The 15541-nt window shown below is 67.1% G+C and carries 15 protein-coding genes; 6 read left to right on the plus strand and 9 right to left on the minus strand.

Annotated features, from left to right (window positions below):
- Positions 1 to 5: 5 nt before the first annotated feature.
- Entirely contained in the window at positions 6 to 1280 is a 1275-nt protein-coding gene (locus E3O47_RS13985) for a M18 family aminopeptidase (protein WP_134415524.1), read from the plus strand.
- 55 nt (positions 1281 to 1335) lie between these two features.
- Here the strand turns inward: E3O47_RS13985 and E3O47_RS13990 are convergent, their stop codons facing one another.
- The 3 genes from E3O47_RS13990 to E3O47_RS14000 form a co-directional block, all read right to left on the minus strand.
- Positions 1336 to 1539: a hypothetical protein gene (locus E3O47_RS13990; RefSeq protein ID WP_104099648.1), complete on the minus strand. Its 204-nt coding sequence runs from the start codon at positions 1537 to 1539 to the stop codon at positions 1336 to 1338.
- A gap of 71 nt (positions 1540 to 1610) precedes the next feature.
- Positions 1611 to 2342 (minus strand): SGNH/GDSL hydrolase family protein, encoded by a 732-nt coding sequence (locus tag E3O47_RS13995; protein ID WP_134342020.1) that lies wholly within the window; start codon positions 2340 to 2342, stop codon positions 1611 to 1613.
- A gap of 9 nt (positions 2343 to 2351) precedes the next feature.
- Positions 2352 to 3254 carry an oxygenase MpaB family protein gene (locus E3O47_RS14000; RefSeq protein WP_134401949.1) on the minus strand — a complete coding sequence of 301 codons (903 nt, stop codon included), beginning with the start codon at positions 3252 to 3254 and terminating at the stop codon, positions 2352 to 2354.
- Between the two features lie 75 nt (positions 3255 to 3329).
- On the opposite strand from E3O47_RS14000, the gene E3O47_RS14005 reads away from it, so the two are divergent.
- A complete protein-coding gene (locus E3O47_RS14005; protein ID WP_104099645.1) occupies positions 3330 to 4793 on the plus strand; it encodes a cryptochrome/photolyase family protein in 1464 nt (487 codons plus the stop codon).
- Positions 4794 to 5206: 413 nt separating this feature from the next.
- Here the strand turns inward: E3O47_RS14005 and E3O47_RS14010 are convergent, their stop codons facing one another.
- The gene (locus tag E3O47_RS14010) at positions 5207 to 5497 is read right to left on the minus strand and encodes a hypothetical protein (protein WP_104099644.1); all 291 of its coding nucleotides are present in this window, start codon (positions 5495 to 5497) and stop codon (positions 5207 to 5209) included.
- 190 nt (positions 5498 to 5687) lie between these two features.
- On the opposite strand from E3O47_RS14010, the gene E3O47_RS14015 reads away from it, so the two are divergent.
- Entirely contained in the window at positions 5688 to 6665 is a 978-nt protein-coding gene (locus tag E3O47_RS14015) for a Pvc16 family protein (RefSeq protein WP_134401950.1), read from the plus strand.
- A gap of 219 nt (positions 6666 to 6884) precedes the next feature.
- A complete protein-coding gene (locus E3O47_RS14020; protein ID WP_134401951.1) occupies positions 6885 to 7175 on the plus strand; it encodes a hypothetical protein in 291 nt (96 codons plus the stop codon).
- Here E3O47_RS14020 and E3O47_RS14025 read toward each other — a convergent pair.
- Positions 7147 to 8010: a DUF429 domain-containing protein gene (locus tag E3O47_RS14025; RefSeq protein WP_134401952.1), complete on the minus strand. Its 864-nt coding sequence runs from the start codon at positions 8008 to 8010 to the stop codon at positions 7147 to 7149. The genes E3O47_RS14020 and E3O47_RS14025 overlap by 29 nt on opposite strands.
- 9 nt (positions 8011 to 8019) lie before the next feature.
- Here E3O47_RS14025 and E3O47_RS14030 point away from each other — a divergent pair, with 9 nt between their 5' ends.
- Complete coding sequence (locus tag E3O47_RS14030) at positions 8020 to 9591, plus strand: sugar porter family MFS transporter (protein ID WP_255570370.1); 1572 nt, start codon at positions 8020 to 8022, stop codon at positions 9589 to 9591.
- Here E3O47_RS14030 and E3O47_RS16880 read toward each other — a convergent pair.
- Together E3O47_RS16880 and E3O47_RS14040 are read right to left on the minus strand one after the other, a co-directional pair.
- Positions 9584 to 10294 carry an RNase H family protein gene (locus E3O47_RS16880; RefSeq protein ID WP_134401953.1) on the minus strand — a complete coding sequence of 237 codons (711 nt, stop codon included), beginning with the start codon at positions 10292 to 10294 and terminating at the stop codon, positions 9584 to 9586. The genes E3O47_RS14030 and E3O47_RS16880 overlap by 8 nt on opposite strands.
- A 253-nt stretch (positions 10295 to 10547) precedes the next feature.
- Positions 10548 to 11729 carry a MarP family serine protease gene (locus E3O47_RS14040; RefSeq protein WP_134401954.1) on the minus strand — a complete coding sequence of 394 codons (1182 nt, stop codon included), beginning with the start codon at positions 11727 to 11729 and terminating at the stop codon, positions 10548 to 10550.
- 162 nt (positions 11730 to 11891) lie between these two features.
- Here E3O47_RS14040 and E3O47_RS14045 point away from each other — a divergent pair, with 162 nt between their 5' ends.
- Positions 11892 to 13088 (plus strand): DUF4192 domain-containing protein, encoded by a 1197-nt coding sequence (locus tag E3O47_RS14045; RefSeq protein WP_134375053.1) that lies wholly within the window; start codon positions 11892 to 11894, stop codon positions 13086 to 13088.
- Positions 13089 to 13155: 67 nt separating this feature from the next.
- Here the strand turns inward: E3O47_RS14045 and E3O47_RS14050 are convergent, their stop codons facing one another.
- Complete coding sequence (locus E3O47_RS14050) at positions 13156 to 14661, minus strand: aspartate aminotransferase family protein (RefSeq protein ID WP_134401955.1); 1506 nt, start codon at positions 14659 to 14661, stop codon at positions 13156 to 13158.
- A 4-nt stretch (positions 14662 to 14665) separates the two neighbouring features.
- A complete protein-coding gene (locus E3O47_RS14055) occupies positions 14666 to 15145 on the minus strand; it encodes an Lrp/AsnC family transcriptional regulator (protein WP_104099637.1) in 480 nt (159 codons plus the stop codon).
- Between the last annotated feature and the right edge of the window lie 396 nt (positions 15146 to 15541).

The raw sequence follows: 15541 nt of genomic DNA on the forward strand, positions 1-15541 counted from the left end.
GACCCATGACATCCACACCGGACTACATCGACGATTTCGCCGAGTTCATCACCGCCTCCCCGTCGTCGTACCACGCTGCCGCGGAGGTTGCCCGACGCCTGGACACCGCCGGCTTCGACCGGGTGAGCGAAACCGAGGAGTGGTCCGGTGCGCCCGGACGGCGCTACCTCGTGCGCGACGGCGCGGTCGTCGCCTGGGTGCAGCCGGACGGGGCCGGCCCGACGACACCGTTTCGCATTCTGGGGGCGCACACCGATTCGCCCGGTTTCAAGCTGAAGCCGAAGCCGACCATCGGCGCCCACGGCTGGCTGCAGGCCGGGATCGAGGTCTACGGCGGTCCTCTGCTCAACTCCTGGCTCGACCGCGAACTCGAACTCGCCGGCCGCCTCACCACCATCGACGGCACCGAACACCTCGTGCGCACGGGCCCGTTCTGCCGCATCCCGCAGCTGGCCATCCACCTGGACCGGGACGCCAACGCCGGCCTCACTCTCGATCGTCAGCGGCACCTGACCCCGGTGTTCGGGGTGGGGGAAACGAGTCAGGCCGACCTGGTCGGGCATCTGGCGGGCCTGGCCGGGCTGGCGGGAGAGGAGGTCGCCGGCTACGACATCCTCACGGCCGACACGGCCAATCCGGCCCGGTTCGGCCTCGGCCGCGAACTCTTCGCCGCGGGGCGCATGGACAATCTCTCCTCGGTGCACGCCGGCCTGGTCGCCCTGATCGGAGCCCCGGCACCGGCCGGTCAGATCCTGGTGCTCGCGGCCTTCGATCACGAGGAACTCGGTTCCGAGACCCGAACGGGTGCGAGCGGGCCGCTGCTGGGCGATATCCTGACCCGGATCGGGGTAGGACTCGGGGCATCCGTCAGTGATCGCCTGCGCGCCTACGCCGGCTCGTGGTGCGTGTCGGCCGACGCGGGTCACTCGGTGCACCCGAACTACCCGGAGAAGCACGACCCGGCGAACATGGTCGTCGCCGGGGGCGGCCCGCTGCTGAAAATCAACGCCACTCAGCGCTACGCGACGGATGCGGCGGGTGCGGCCCTCTGGGCCCGAACCTGCGCGCAGGCCGGCGTGGAATACCAGGAATTCGTGTCGAACAACACGGTGCCGTGCGGCTCCACAATCGGCCCGCTGACCGCCACGCGGCTCGGCATCCGCACGGTCGACGTGGGTATCCCGCTGCTCTCGATGCATTCCGCCCGCGAATTGTGCCACGTGAGCGACCCGGTCGCTCTCCGGAAGGCGATCGGCGCGTTCTTCGCCTCGGAGGTCTAACGGCAGGCCGCACGTGGCTGGCCGTCGTCGAACTCGTTCGGGGTGCCGCGGGGCGTCACAGCGCGTAAGCCGACTGGCGGACCCCATGCACGGGATGCCCGGAGCGGGACTCCACGAGGTCCTTGTCATCGGCGAGTTCGCAGTCGCCCTCGTGCACGATCACCGGCCAGACGATGCGCCGGTCGGTTCCGACTTGGGCTGTGCCGCCGATCCCGCACTCCCGGCAGTGGACGGTGAGTACCCAGTCGTTTTGTCTCATGCTTGGAGGTTTCCTCACAGAGAGGAAATCATCAAGGGGGTGTACTTTCACCCCGCGATATGCAAAACAGTTCAGCGTATGCTGATGCGGCCCAGAAGGTGCTCGGCAATCGCTCGGTAGCCTGCGTCATTGGGGTGGAAACGATCGCTCGTGCCGCCGAAGACATCCCGTCCGGCGGGGCCGCGATTGGCCTCGATCAGATAGAGGTCGTAGAGGCTGACGAAGGCGCCGCCTTCTCGGGCGCACTCGTGGTCGATGATGTCGTTGTACGCGTCGGTCTCATCCGCGCTGCCCCAGGTGCCAACGCAGACGAGGGGGACGCCCGGAGATTCGGTGTGCACGCGGTCCAGGAGTGACCGGTAGCTGAGCGCGAACTCGTCGGGCGCGGTCTGGTCGAGCACGTCGTTGGTGCCCAGCTCGACCACGGCCAGGTCGAGGTTCTCCGGCACATCGACCAGCCTGGATACCGTGCGGGTGGTGGCACCGGCCCGATTCTTGTGGAATTCCTGAACCGGGCCGCCCTCTGCGAGCGCATCGACCATCAGCGGACGGAAGCCCAGGTCTTGCAGTTCCGCGTTGAGGCCGTAGCTGATCGAATCGCCCACGAACAGCACGCGCAGGGGGCGGTCAGTGGGGCGGGTCACCTGCACGTCCCCGTCGGTCTCCGAGAGGTCGGGGTTGACGGCTGCGAAGATTCCCAGTGAGGTCAGAACGAGGGCAGCCAGCCCGATCACCAGCAGTCGGAAGGGGAAGCGGCGAGTGCGAGTCGCGCCCGTACGCGAGAGGTCAGGGCGCGGAGGCATCCGTGCAGTCTAGGCGGGGTTCTCGGCGGAGAGACGCGCGATACGGGCCCGGGCGGCATCCTCTGAGGTCGACGACCGGCCAAGGAGCAGGCGCACCAGGCGGAGAACGGCTCCGGTGCCCCAGACCACCGGGAGCAGGGAGCGCCGCAGGCCGAGCAGCTCGCGGTATTCGCGGGGGATCGAGGCGACGGCGCCGGCGAACATGACCCGGTAGAAGGGCATCATGGCGGGCCGGAGCGGAGGATTGCGAATGAAGCGCACCGCCTCGGCCACGCGTTCGTCGCTCTTGAGGATGCCGGCATCCTTGAACGCATCCAGCTGTGCCTGCAGTTCGGACGCGGAGCGCGGCGGATTGTGCACGCCGACGAGTTCTCCGGCCTTGGCCCATTCGCGCACGTAGCTATCGGCCCCGCCGGGGATAGGGTCGCCCCAGAGTGTGTGCGAGGCCAGGAAGGCGTCGGTGAAAACGATGTGCACCCAGGCGAGCAGTTCGGGGTCCCCGGCGGCATAGGGGCGCTCGATACCGTGGGCGTCGCGGTAGGTGCCGGTGACCCGGTCGTGGAAGCGCCCCACGCGGGACGACTCGTGCTCGGCCAGGGTCGTGTCGGCGAAGGTCACGGTGACGAGCCACTGAATGGTGCCGGAGAGCCGTCCGAGCGGGTCTTCCCGATAGCGCGACCAATCGTGCACGCCGGCCATCGCGCCGGGATGAAGGGTCTGCATGAGCAGGGCACGGATGCCGGCGACCATCGTCGCCATCCCACCATGCACGGCCCAGGAGGCGGAGCCCGGACCGAAGAAGCCGATATCGTCGCCCTGTTCGATTTTTTCGACCCACTGCGGGCGACCAGACCCGTTCCCCGAAAAGGTCACCAGAAGATGCGACCGCCAACTGTCCACGAACCTGCCCATGGTCCGAGGCTAACCCGTCGCGGCTGGGCATCGGCCTCGAACCTTGCGTGCGGCAAAGCATCTAAACTCGAAGCCATGGCAGTGCCTCGCTTTCTGTTCGCCGACCAGCTCGGCCCGCATTTCGACGACGGCGGACCGATCCTGATGGTGGAGTCCGTCGGCGTTCTCGGTCGGCGCCCCTACCATCGCGCCAAGGCGCACCTCATTCTCAGCGCCCTCAGGCACCGGGCCAGGGAGCTCGGTGATCGGGTCGAGTACCTGCGCGCCGAGCACTACCGGGATGTGCTGGCCGGCCGGGACCTCGAGGTGGTCAACCCCACCTCGTGGGGTTCCCGCGCGCTGGTTCACGAGCTCGGCGCGCGGGTGCTACCCAGCCGCGGCTTCGTGACCAGTGAGGCCGACTTCGCCGTCTGGGCCGCGGGGAGACCGCCGTCCCGGCTGATCATGGATCAGTTCTATCGCCGTGCACGCACGGAAACCGGGCTGCTCATGCGCGGGCCCGATCCCGAGGGCGGCCGGTTCAACTTCGACCACGACAACCGTCAGCCGCCGCCGAAGGGAGCGGTGGGCCTGGGGCTGCCGGACCCCTTCCATCCGGTGGAGGACGACATCGACGAGCAGGTGCGCGCCGACCTCGACCGGTGGCAGGCCGAGGGGCGCATTCGACTGATCGGCGAAGACGGACCCCGCCGGTTCGCCGCCACCCGGGCGGAAGCGCTTGTGGCGCTCGCCGATTTCGTCGAGACGCGTTTGAGCGACTTCGGCCCCTTCGAGGATGCCTCGCTGCTCGGGGATGAGACGATGGCCCACGCCAGGCTGAGCGTTCCCCTTAATTTGGGGCTGCTGCATCCGCGGGAGGTGATCGACGCCGTAGTCGCCGCGTACGAGACCGGGGGAGCCCCACTGCAGAGCGTGGAGGCCGTGGTGCGCCAAATCATGGGCTGGCGGGACTGGGTCTGGCACCTGTACTGGCACCTGGGTGAGGACTACGTGCGGCGCAGCAACCACCTCGAGGCGCGGGTGGCCCTGCCGCGGGAGTTCCTTGAGCTCGATGGCAGTTCCGTGCGGGCGAAGTGCCTCAGCCATGTGCTCGACGAGGTGCGCCGCACGGGCTATGCGCACCACATTCAGCGGCTGATGGTGCTCGGCAACTGGGCGCTGCAGCGCGGTTACCAACCGGCCGAGCTCACCGAGTGGTTCACGAACTCCTTCGTCGACGGCGCCCCATGGGTGATGCCCGCCAATGTGGTCGGGATGTCCCAGCACGCCGACGGCGGGATCGTCGCCACGAAGCCGTATGCCTCCGGGGGCGCCTACATCTCGAAGATGAGCGACTTCTGTGGCGCGTGCACGTTCAACCCGAAGAAACGCCTGGGCGAGGACGCATGCCCGTTCACCGCCGGGTACTGGGCCTTCCTCGACCGGGTGGAGCCACGCATCCGGGGCAATCACCGTATGGCGCAACCGCTCGCCGGACTGCGCCGCCTGGTCGACCGGGAAGAGGTCGTCGAGCAGGAGCGTGCACGCACCGAGTGGTGAGCGTCGCCCGCGGGGCGCCTCGTGAGTCCGTCGCGGCCCGTAGGTCAACCACGACACCGTTAGAGTCAAACTTCTCAGCAGGTGACCTGTAACCCGAGCAGCCCTCGACTTCCCCTGAGCGAGCTGCCGCGCAAGTGTGTGGTGCTGTAGGTCAGTCAGAGCTTGAGTCCAGGCACAGGGCGGCGCGGGTCGTGGAAGCCGGCGCAGGATCCAACCTGCGCCGACCTTATAAGGTGCGCCGCGAGGCGTGCAGGGGTCTGGCCGCGGATGGCAGGCGGGAGGGAGACCTCGGGAGCGCGTCATCGGGACGCGGTCGTCGCATCGAGGTTTGCTGGGGCTTGATCCGCGTCGGGAAGGGGGGAGGAGTCCAGCGGCGGGTGGGGGTCTATCTGGGCGGGTTGCCGCGCACGCGGCTACCTGACCTCGGTCGGCCAATCGGTCACGCTGGCGAGGGCAGCCTGCAATGACAGTGCCGAAGCCCGAGCCTGCTCGGCCCCGTGGGGGTTGAAGACATCGATCGCGAGCGGCGGGCCCTCGCCGAACTTGGGGATCTCCACTTCGACGCGACCGCCGCCGACGAGGGGCACGAACGGATGCGCCGTCCCGGCATTTCGCACGGTCGACCCGGCCGCCTCCGCGATCAGCCGCAGTGCGTCGGGCTTGGTGACGTGGGTCTGGGCCACGATCGTTGCCGAGTAGTCCATGGAACTCCTTCACTGAGGCGGACATCGCGAGGAACACATCTATCGAAGCAGGCTACGGCATCCGCGGGATGGGCACCGGGCCGGTTCCGCCGTGGTGCAGCCGAACTCCTCGACCTGGTTGGTGAGCCGGAGTACCGTGGCACTGTCTGCTCACTTTCGCATCCAGAAGCTCTCAGAAGCCGGGGTCCCTATGTCGTCGCTCACCAACTACGGCCAGGCCATCGCCTCGACGACCGTCGCGCTCCAACGACTGCTGTCTTCTCCGCCGATCGGGCTGCAGGTCACGGCCTACGTGCTCGGCGCACCCCGCACCGGTGTCATCGGCCCCTCCATCAACCTGTTCCTCTACTACGACAGCCTGATCAGTTATCGGGAGGAGACCCAGAGGGGACCCAGCCGAGTGATTTCGGAGCTGCACTACCTGGTGAGTGCTTTTCCCGGCGACGACGTCGACACGGATGCCGGCAGCCACCGTGCCTTCGGTGCAGCGCGGGCCGCCATCGAACGCCATCCCGTGCTGAACGTCCCGATCGGCTCGGCAGACAACCTGCAGGTCTGGCTCTCACCCTCGCCGCTGACCAACGAGGTGCTGACCTCCCTCTGGCTGGCATCCAATGCACCGCTGCGACTGTCCTTCGGCGTGATGGCCTCGTTCACCCTGGACGCAGCCGAGCGCACGGCAGTGGTCGGAACCGTCCGTGATGTCGTGAAGCTGGCCGGGGCAGGTGCGCTCGCCGTGTTCACGGGAGCGGATGCCGTGGCGAAGGCCGAGGCCGCGGCATCCGTCGCGAACGAACTGGGCAAGCCTCTCGTGACGGTGCCCCTGAACGAGGTCGTGGGAGCCAGCGCTGCCGCCACCGAGGACAACCTCGGCCGCATCTTCGAACAGGCCGAACACCGCGGCGCCGTGCTGATGATCGCCGAGTCCGACCCTCTGTTCGGGATGCGGCCGGAGGTGCTCGATGTCGACGACCCCTACTCCGGGTTGGAGATCGGATCCATCCTCGACCTGCTCGGCCAGTCACCGAGCGTCGTGATCATTGAGTTGACTCATCCGGCCGGGGACGAGCTGGCGGACCGGACCCGGGTCGAGGTGCGCTTTCCGGGGCCGGGGCCGGGGCAGGAGCCGGAGCCGGAGCCGGATTCCGCGTCGGCCACCGGGGACTGAGCACGTCCAGCCCGAGTTGCAGAGTTAGACCTCCCGACCGGGAGGTGAGTGTCAGGAACGCCTGCAGTGCTAGAAGAGGGCCGCGCCAGATCATGGTGGGCCTCGATTCCGTCGAATCGTCGGGTCGTCGGGTCGTCGGGTCGTCGGTTCTGTCGGGACGTCGGGAAACACCTGAGACCGGTAGACACCTGTTCGTTCGCACCCGCCTACGCTGACTGGATGCCGTCTTTCCGTATCACCCTGATCATCGGTGCTCTCCATTCGGGCATCGCCCCGGACTCCGTCCTGCCGCATCTGACGGCCGCCGCCGCGGAGCTGACGACCGTGGAGGCATCCGATCTTGCCGTGGTGGCCGGTTCTCCGCGCGCGATCGTGCGCTTCACGGCGGATGACGCCGCGATGGCCCTCCGGGTCGGCGACCGAGTGCTCGTCGCGGCCCGCACCCACGTGGAGCCGGTGTCGTGGCAGGTGACCGAGCGGGTCAGGACGCGCTGGTACCCGGTGCGGTGACGAGCCGCGCCCCTTCGTCGCCGCGGCGCTGCTCCGGCCGGGCCGGCGCGATGATGGTCGGTCGGTGACCGAGCTCCGACACGTTGTCCCGGGCGCCGAGAACCTGGCAGCGCTCCGTGCCCCGGTGCCACCAGAGCGAGGCCGTCCAGGCGCAGAGCAGGGCGTCGATCAGGTCCTCCCGGTGTTTGTAGGCTCGGTCGACCAACGGTGAATGCTCCGTCACCAGGGCGTCCGAGACGGGATGGGAGCCCAGGTCGAGCGGCGGCGACGCTCGGGTGAGCCCCCAGATCCGCTGGATGAGGTCATCGCAGACCATGGCCCGCGCAGTCCGGCGTTCGTCCGGCGGAAGAGAGGTGCCCATGCGCTTGTAGCGGGGTCGCTTGTCGAGGTAGCCGAACTCCGCCGCACCCACGAGCGTCGTGTAGGGGTAGCACTCGAAGAAGCTGGGGGTGGTCTTATCCATCGGCGCGAGGCCGTCGGTGTAGGTCCAGCCGGAGGCTTCCAATCGGCGGCGGATCGTCACCCCGCCGGCCCAGGGGCGGCCGAGGTTCGACGCGTTCGCGGAGACATGCCAGCGGCCGTAGCGACTGCCGGTTTCCCGCTCGCACAGGCGCATACCGGTGGGGTTGTTCACCACCAGGGGCGCGTCAACCGCCAGCACGGCGCCGGGTTCCCACAGGGAGTCGATCCAGCGCATCACAGCATCCGTGCCGCGGGCCCAGCCGGCGTCGAGCACCCGGCCGCTCTCGTCGATGCAAGCCAGGCCGGATTCATTGGCCGGTTTCGACGTGCTGCCTTCGGCCCAGGCCAGGTCAACTCCGAGGAATCGCGTCATGAGTTATGGATAGCACAGGGAGATGGCGGGCGCAGGTTCCGCCGAGGTTCGGCACCCCTTCGTTGGGGCGTAGTCTTTTCGGATTGTTCAACAAAAAGGACAGAGGCCCTGACGATGACCCAGACTGAGAAACCATCCACGAACGGAAAGGTCATTGCGCTGGCAGTGGCGGGAGCCTTCGGCGGGTTTCTTTTCGGGTTCGACGCGTCCGTGATCAACGGCGCGGTGAATGCCATTCAAGACGAGTACGCGCTCACGGCGACCCTCACCGGCTTCGCGGTCGCGAGCGCGCTACTGGGCGCCGCAGCCGGGGCCTACCTGGGCGGCCGGGTCGGCGATCGATACGGTCGAATTCCGGTGATGCTTCTGGGCTCGATCATGTTCTTCGTCAGTTCGGTCGGTTCCGCCTTCGCCTTCAGCATCTACGACCTCGTGCTCTGGCGCATCGTCGGCGGTCTCGGCATCGGGCTCGCATCCGTGGTGGCGCCGGCGTACATCGCCGAGATCTCACCGCGAGCGATTCGGGGACGCCTCGGATCGCTCCAGCAACTCGCCATCACGATCGGTATTTTCTCTGCTCTGCTATCCGACGCCCTGTTCGCCAACACCGCGGGAGGCGCGGGTGAGCCCTCCCTGTTCGGGATCGACGCCTGGCGCTGGATGTTCCTGGCCTGCGCGCTGCCCGCCGCCGTGTACTTCGTGATCGCGAAGATCCTCCCGGAGTCCCCTCGGTTCCTGGTGCTGAAAGACCGTGAGACGGAGGCCCGCGCGGTCTTCCAGAAGGTGTGGCCCAACGGCGATGTGGACCGCGAGATCCGCGACATCCGTGCCTCGATCAAGGCCGACACGCTGGGTCAGCGTACCGGGTCACTGCGTGGCAAGGCCTTCGGCCTGCGCCCGATCGTCTGGATCGGCATCCTCTTGTCGATGTTCCAGCAGTTCGTCGGCATCAACGTGATCTTCTTCTACTCGACCACCCTGTGGAAGGCGGTCGGCTTCGAGGAGTCGAGCTCGCTCACCATCTCGGTGTTCACCGGCCTGACCAACATCGCGGTCACCTTCATCGCCATCGCCCTGATCGACCGGATCGGACGTCGGCCGATCCTGATGACCGGTTCCATCGGCATGACGCTGTCGCTGGCCACGATGGCGATCGCCTTCAGCCAGGCGGTCACTGTGGGCGGCGAGATCAGCCTGCCCGGTGCGTGGGGTGGGATCGCCCTGGTTGCGGCCAATGTGTTCGTGGTCTTCTTCGGTGCGTCCTGGGGCCCGGTGGTCTGGGTGCTGCTCGGCGAGATGTTCCCGAACACCATCCGGGTGAAGGCGCTCGGTATCGCCGCAGCGGCCCAGTGGATCGCGAACTTCCTGATCGCCGTCACGTTCCCGACACTGGCGGCAGTCTCGCTGCCGTTGACCTACGGCCTGTATGCGCTGTTCGCGGCGCTGTCATTCGTGTTCGTGCTGACCAAGATCCCGGAGACCAATGGCATGTCCCTCGACGAGGCGAACACCCTTCTGCCGCCGAAGAACGCGGCGAAGACCGCGTCGAAGAACGCGGTGAAGCAGACCGAGGTCAGATAAGCCCGTGAAGAAGTTCTCCGACGCTGACGCCGAGCCTGGCGGCACGATCGGTCAGACGGGCGTGCTCGTCGGCGGAGAGTTGCAGAGACACGGTGTGGGAGGCATCCGGATCGTCGAACGCGAACAGCTCCGGATGCGACGGGCCGGCCGGGAGCTTCGGGGTGGCGGCAGGCGAAGCGACGGCCCGTACCTTCGTGGCCGAGGTCAGCGCGGGGCGCCGAACCGGTGCGGCATCGCCCCCCCGCACCCAGCCGGGGCCGGCGTTGATCGGCGCGTTCCGCTGGTACGCCTCTGACACGGCTCGGGCCCGGCTGTCCGCGGCCTCGTTGAGCGGGTGGTTAGCGTGGCCCTTGACCCATTCGAACCGGTAGCGGCGTCCGGCCAGAGCTTCGTCGAGCTCCTGGAGCAGATCCAGGTTCATCACGGGCTTGCCATCCGCCTTGCGCCAGCCCTTGGCCTTCCAACCGCGCATCCACTTGGTGATGGAGTTGATCACATACTGGCTGTCGCACAGCACGAGAAGGTCGTCGTCGAGGTGCGCGGTGGCCCGGAACAGTTCGAGCACGGCCTTCAGTTCGCCCTGATTGTTGGTGGCGTGCTTCCAGCCGCCGGCGGCCCAACAGGAATCGTTGACGAACCAGGCCCATCCGGCGGGGCCGGGATTGCCCAGAGCCGAACCGTCGGCGGCGGCGATGATCGTCATACAGTGAGCCTTTCCTGTGGTCCCGCTGGTTCAGGACCTGTCTAGTCTGCCATCGCGGACCAGATGGGCGAGTCCTCATGGCCGCGGCCACTGAGAGTTCGCGGACGGGGGTTTTCGACTGGCTCTTCCGCCCACCCCGTCGAATTGGTTCGGTACCGGGTGCGGCGTCCGGCCCTGGAGGACCAGGGTCCACCGGGCACAGTCAGTTTTGACCGCAGGCAGCGACACAGTCAGTCGACGAGGACTCACTCAGTTAGCCACTGATGCAGGTGCCGGACGAGATCGGGGAGCCGAGCGTGGCGGCCTGCTCTACGACCGGGTCGACTTCCTCCATGGCGAGGGCGTAACCGAGGTTCTCGGTGGTGGTCGACTTCGCGAAGATGACGCCCGTTACGATACCGGCCTCGCTGAGCAAGGGGCCGCCCGATTCGCCGTGGTCGACGTCGGCAGCCAGCGTGTAGATCTGCCGGGAGGACGGGTCCTGCCCGTAGATGTCGGCTACCAGGGCCGGGGCCACGGCGACGACCTCGGCCGGCGCCGATTCGAATGGCCCGCCGAAGGGATAGCCGCTGCTCACCGCAAGGCTGCCCGGGGGAAGATTGTCGCCAATTGAGAGCGGGGGAGCATCGAGCCCCGACACTGCGATCACGGCGAGGTCCACGATCGGGTCGAAGTAGACGATCTGACCCGAACGGGACCTGCCGTCGGGCGTGACGACGACGGGCTCCTCCACCCCGGCGACGACGTGAGCGTTGGTGAGTACCCGTTCCGGAGCGACCACGAAACCGCTGCCGGACTGGTTCTGCCCGCACGCATAGGCGGTGCCGCTGATCTTCATCACCGACGCGCTCGCCGCGCGCAGGGCGTCGCTGTCGGTGCCCACGCTCGGCACGACCGGGGCCTCGCCGTTGAAGGCCTCCACGACACGCGGGATGCCCTCGGTCACCACGATGGAGCGCAGTTGGGCCAGGAAGCTCTTCACCTGGTCCGGGGTCAGGGAGTCGATCGAGCGGATCACGCTCGACGAGCTCACCGCCGACGACACCACGGGGACCCCGAGGGCACCGACGCTGAAGGCGATCATCGAGACCACGAGGGCCGACACCGCGACGGCTGCGCCGGCGCCGAGCACGCGGTCGACGACCCGGAGCTTGTTGCGAGTGCCCTGGGGAGTCAGGATCCTGCCGATGGAGCGTCCGAGCGAGAGGCCGCCGATCAGCAGAACAGCTGCGGCCGCGAGGGTCGCGGCCGTGCGCCACTCCGCGGCGGGAACCCAGGTGCCCACGAGCGGCACCAGAAAGTAGGCGGCGACGGCACCCGCCGCGAGTCCGGCGATTCCGGCGATGCTGCCGATGAGGCCGTTGCGGTATCCGGAAATCAGGTAGCCGAACAGCACGACCAGCAGCAACACATCCAGAAAAATTGAGAATGCCATCCGTGAACCTCGTCCTGTTGTCGGTGTCGTGCGCTTGCCCACCGGCCGCATCCGTCTGAACCAGAGTACGTGGCCAGTCCTCCCCAGAATGTGAATCCGCCGAGTCGTGCACCGACCCGGCTTGGATCGGGAGGTGGAGGCGGCTCCGGAGAGGGTGGACCCATGAATAGGACAATCGTCAAGACCAGGGAAGCACATGACTTCCTCGCGCTCGTGCCGCAGCTCGCCGGGTTCTTGCCCGAGAAGAGCCTGGTGCTCGTCGCCTTCCGTGGCAACCGTACCTGCGGGGCGATGCGGTTCAACCTGCCCGACCCTGCGGCACCGGAGAAGGTGCTCAAGCGCATCGCCACCACGCTCGTGGGAACGCTCTGCAAGATCCCGGACGTCGACGCGCTGGTGCCCGTCGTCTACAGCGACGAGAACATCGTGGCTGTGGCCGGCCTGCCGCAGGAACGCTTCGTCGAGGTGCTGTGCGCTCGCGCCCGGCTCTCCGGTTTCCTGCTTCGGGACGCCCTGTGCGTGGCCGCCGACGGGTGGGGCTCGTACTTCGACCCGGACTGCCCGGCCGGCGGGCATCCGCTCCGCGCGATCGCCGCCTCCGAGGTGCACCGGGCCATCCCCGACGAGGTTCGCCGCGACCTCGCGACGCTGCAGAGTCGCGCGGACTTGCCGGTGGTCGACCCGTCGATGAGAGAGCGGCTCGGCCGCCGGCTGGCGCGCTATCAACGCCTCGGCGGCCAGGCAGGCACAATGCCCGAACTGCTTGAGCTGGCCGGTGACATCCTCGACCCGGTGGTGGCCGCGGAGGCGGCGCTCGGTTTTGACCCGCAGAACCTGGGGCTTGACGACGCGGCCGCGTTGCTGTTCCTGATGCAGGGGCCGGCCTGCCGGGACCAGATGATGCTGCAATTCGCCTTCGGAGAGACGGTCGGCCGCAACACGCACTGCCTCAACCTGCGGTATGCCATCCTGCAGCGAGCCACGGGGCGGAGCCTGGACGACATCATCGCTGAGGAGCAGTCCGACGGACTCGACAGTCCGCACTCCCGGGTCACGAGCGACCTTATGCTCGGGCTCGGCCGGGAGCGCCCCGACCCCGAACGCATCGAGCCGGCGATCCGACTGCTGAAGGTGCTGGTCGCTCTGGCGCCGCGCACGGCCAGACCGGCGCCGCTGTGCATGCTGGCCTGGCTGTCGTGGGCGATGGGGCGCGGGTCGGTCGCCGGAATCTTCGTCGACCAGGCACTCGCCATTGACCGGCAGTACGGCATGGCTGAGTTGCTCCACACCGTTTTCGGTTCGGGGCACCTACCAGACTGGGCGTTTGCGGTCCCTCCGGACGAACCCGAAAACGCCTGAGCGGAATGCCGCTATCGGACTTCCGGCGGCAGGTAACCGGCTTCAGGCATCCGGTTGGCCATAGCGGCTACAGGTACTTGGGCGCCTCCGACAGCACGCCGTACAGGATGTCGCCGATCTCGCTGAATTCGGCCGGGCCGATGGTCAGCGGGGGAGCGAGCTGCACGACGGGGTCTCCGCGGTCGTCGGCACGGCAGTACAGCCCGGCCTCGAACAACGCCTTGGAAAGGTAGCCGCGCAGCAGGCGCTCAGACTCGGCGTCGTTGAAGGTCTCCTTGGTGACCTTGTCCTTCACCAGCTCGATTCCGAAGAAGTAGCCCTCGCCGCGCACGTCGCCCACGATCGGCAGGGCGAGCAGCTTCTCGAGCTCGGCCCGGAAAAGTGGCGAGTTCTCACGCACGTTCTCGTTGAGCTTTTCCTCCTCGAAGATGTCGAGGTTGGCCATGGCCACGGCCGCGGAAACCGGGTGGCCACCGAAAGTGTAACCGTGATAAAAGGTCGTGTCACCGTGCTTGAAGGGCTCGTAGATGCGGTCGCTGATAATGGTGGCGCCGATCGGGGAGTAGCCGCTGGTCATGCCCTTCGCGCAGGTGATCATGTCCGGCTCGATCCCGAAGGTCGTGGATGCGAACATGTTGCCGATGCGTCCGAAAGCGGTGATGACCTCGTCGGCCACCAGCAGCACGTCGTACTGGTCGCAGATCTCGCGCACCCGCTTGAAGTAGCCGGGGGGCGGCGGGAAGCAGCCACCAGAGTTCTGCACGGGTTCCAGGAACACCGCGGCCACGGTCTCCGGGCCCTCGAACTGAATCATCTCTTCGATGCGGTTGGCGGCCCACAGGCCAAACTTCTCCACGTCGTCACCGAGCCCGGAACCCAGCTCGTCGGCGCGGTAGAAGTTGGTGTTCGGGACGCGGAATCCGCCGGGGGTGACCGGTTCGAACATTTCCTTCATGGCCGGGATGCCCGTAATGGCCAAGGCGCCCTGCGGGGTGCCGTGGTAGGCCACGTTGCGGGAGATGACCTTGTGCTTGGTGGGGCGACCCTGCAGCTTCCAGTAGTACTTGGCCAGCTTGAAGGCGGTCTCCACGGCCTCGCCGCCTCCGGTCGAGTAGAAGACCCGGTTGAGGTCGCCGGGCGCGTTTGCGGCCAGACGATCGGCTAGTTCGATGGCGCTCGGGTGGGCGTAGGACCAGATTGGGAAGAACGCGAGTTCCTCGGCCTGCTTCGCCGCCACCTGGGCGAGCCGCTTGCGGCCGTGGCCGGCATTGACGGTGAACAGCCCGCTCAGGCCGTCGATGTACTTCTTGCCGTTCGAGTCCCAGATGTGGTGGCCGACACCCTTGGTGATGATCGGCACGCCGTGGCCGCTTTCGAGCACGGACTGGCGCGAGAAGTGCATCCAGAGGTGGTCTTTCGCCTTCTGCTGCAGGGTGGCGTTCTCTGCATCCGTGTAGACGCGGGGTGTGGCCGACGCCTCGGCTGTGGTGTCGCCGGTGCTGTCGGTGGCAACTTCGGCGGCGACTGCGGTGACGGGCGCGGCGGAGTCGGTGGTGGCTAATGTGATTGTCATTTTTTTACCGTGTTCCCCAGTTGTAGAACTGCTTGTGGAGTTTGAGATAAACGAAGGTCTCGGTGGAGCTGACGCCCTCGAGACCACGGATCTGTGAATTGAGGAGGTCGATCAGCTCGTCGTCGTCCTCGCAGACAACTTCGACCAGCAGGTCGAAGGATCCGGCCGTCAGGACGACGTAGTCTACGGCCGGAATGGCGGACAGCCGGTCCGCGAGCAGTCGAGTGTCCCCGGTCGCGCGGATGCCGATCATGGCCTGGCGGTAGAAGCCCAGCTGCATCGGGTCGGTGACGGCGACGACCTGCATGACGCCGGCATCCGTCAATTTCTGCACGCGCTGCCGCACTGCGGCCTCGCTCAGGCCCACCGCCTTGCCGATTTCGGCATACGAGCGTCGGCCGTCGTTCTGGAGCTGCTCGATGATCTTCTTCGAGACCTCATCCAGTGCTGCCGGCCTGCCCGCATTGCGCCCGTTTACGCTCATCCAGCGAGTATGCCAGCGGGAGTGACCTCAGGCAAGCGATTCCGAAGCAATTCACGTCAAACACAACGGAATCCTTGGGAGTTTGCCTGGTTCAGGCTCGGTTCCCGCCGCTGGGATGGTCGCTAATGGGGAGGTTCCGCCGGCTCATCGAACCACTCGGGAGTCCCGTGAGCGCTCGCGACCTTCGCAATTTCGTCAACGGCGGCCACCGTGGATAACCAATTCGACGGAGATTTTGGTTATAACCAGCTGCTTTGGCGGGTTCAGGGCCGATCCAGCCAGAATCTCCGTCGAATTCGTTCGGGACGGAGTTGATCCTCGGCTCGGTTCGGATCGACGTGGTGGCCGGAACGGACGTTCATCCCGCGCCGCGGCCCACTGCTCGATTGTGTCGGC

This window comes from Cryobacterium sp. TMT2-17-1 (assembly GCF_004402765.1).
Lineage (GTDB): Bacteria > Actinomycetota > Actinomycetes > Actinomycetales > Microbacteriaceae > Cryobacterium > Cryobacterium sandaracinum.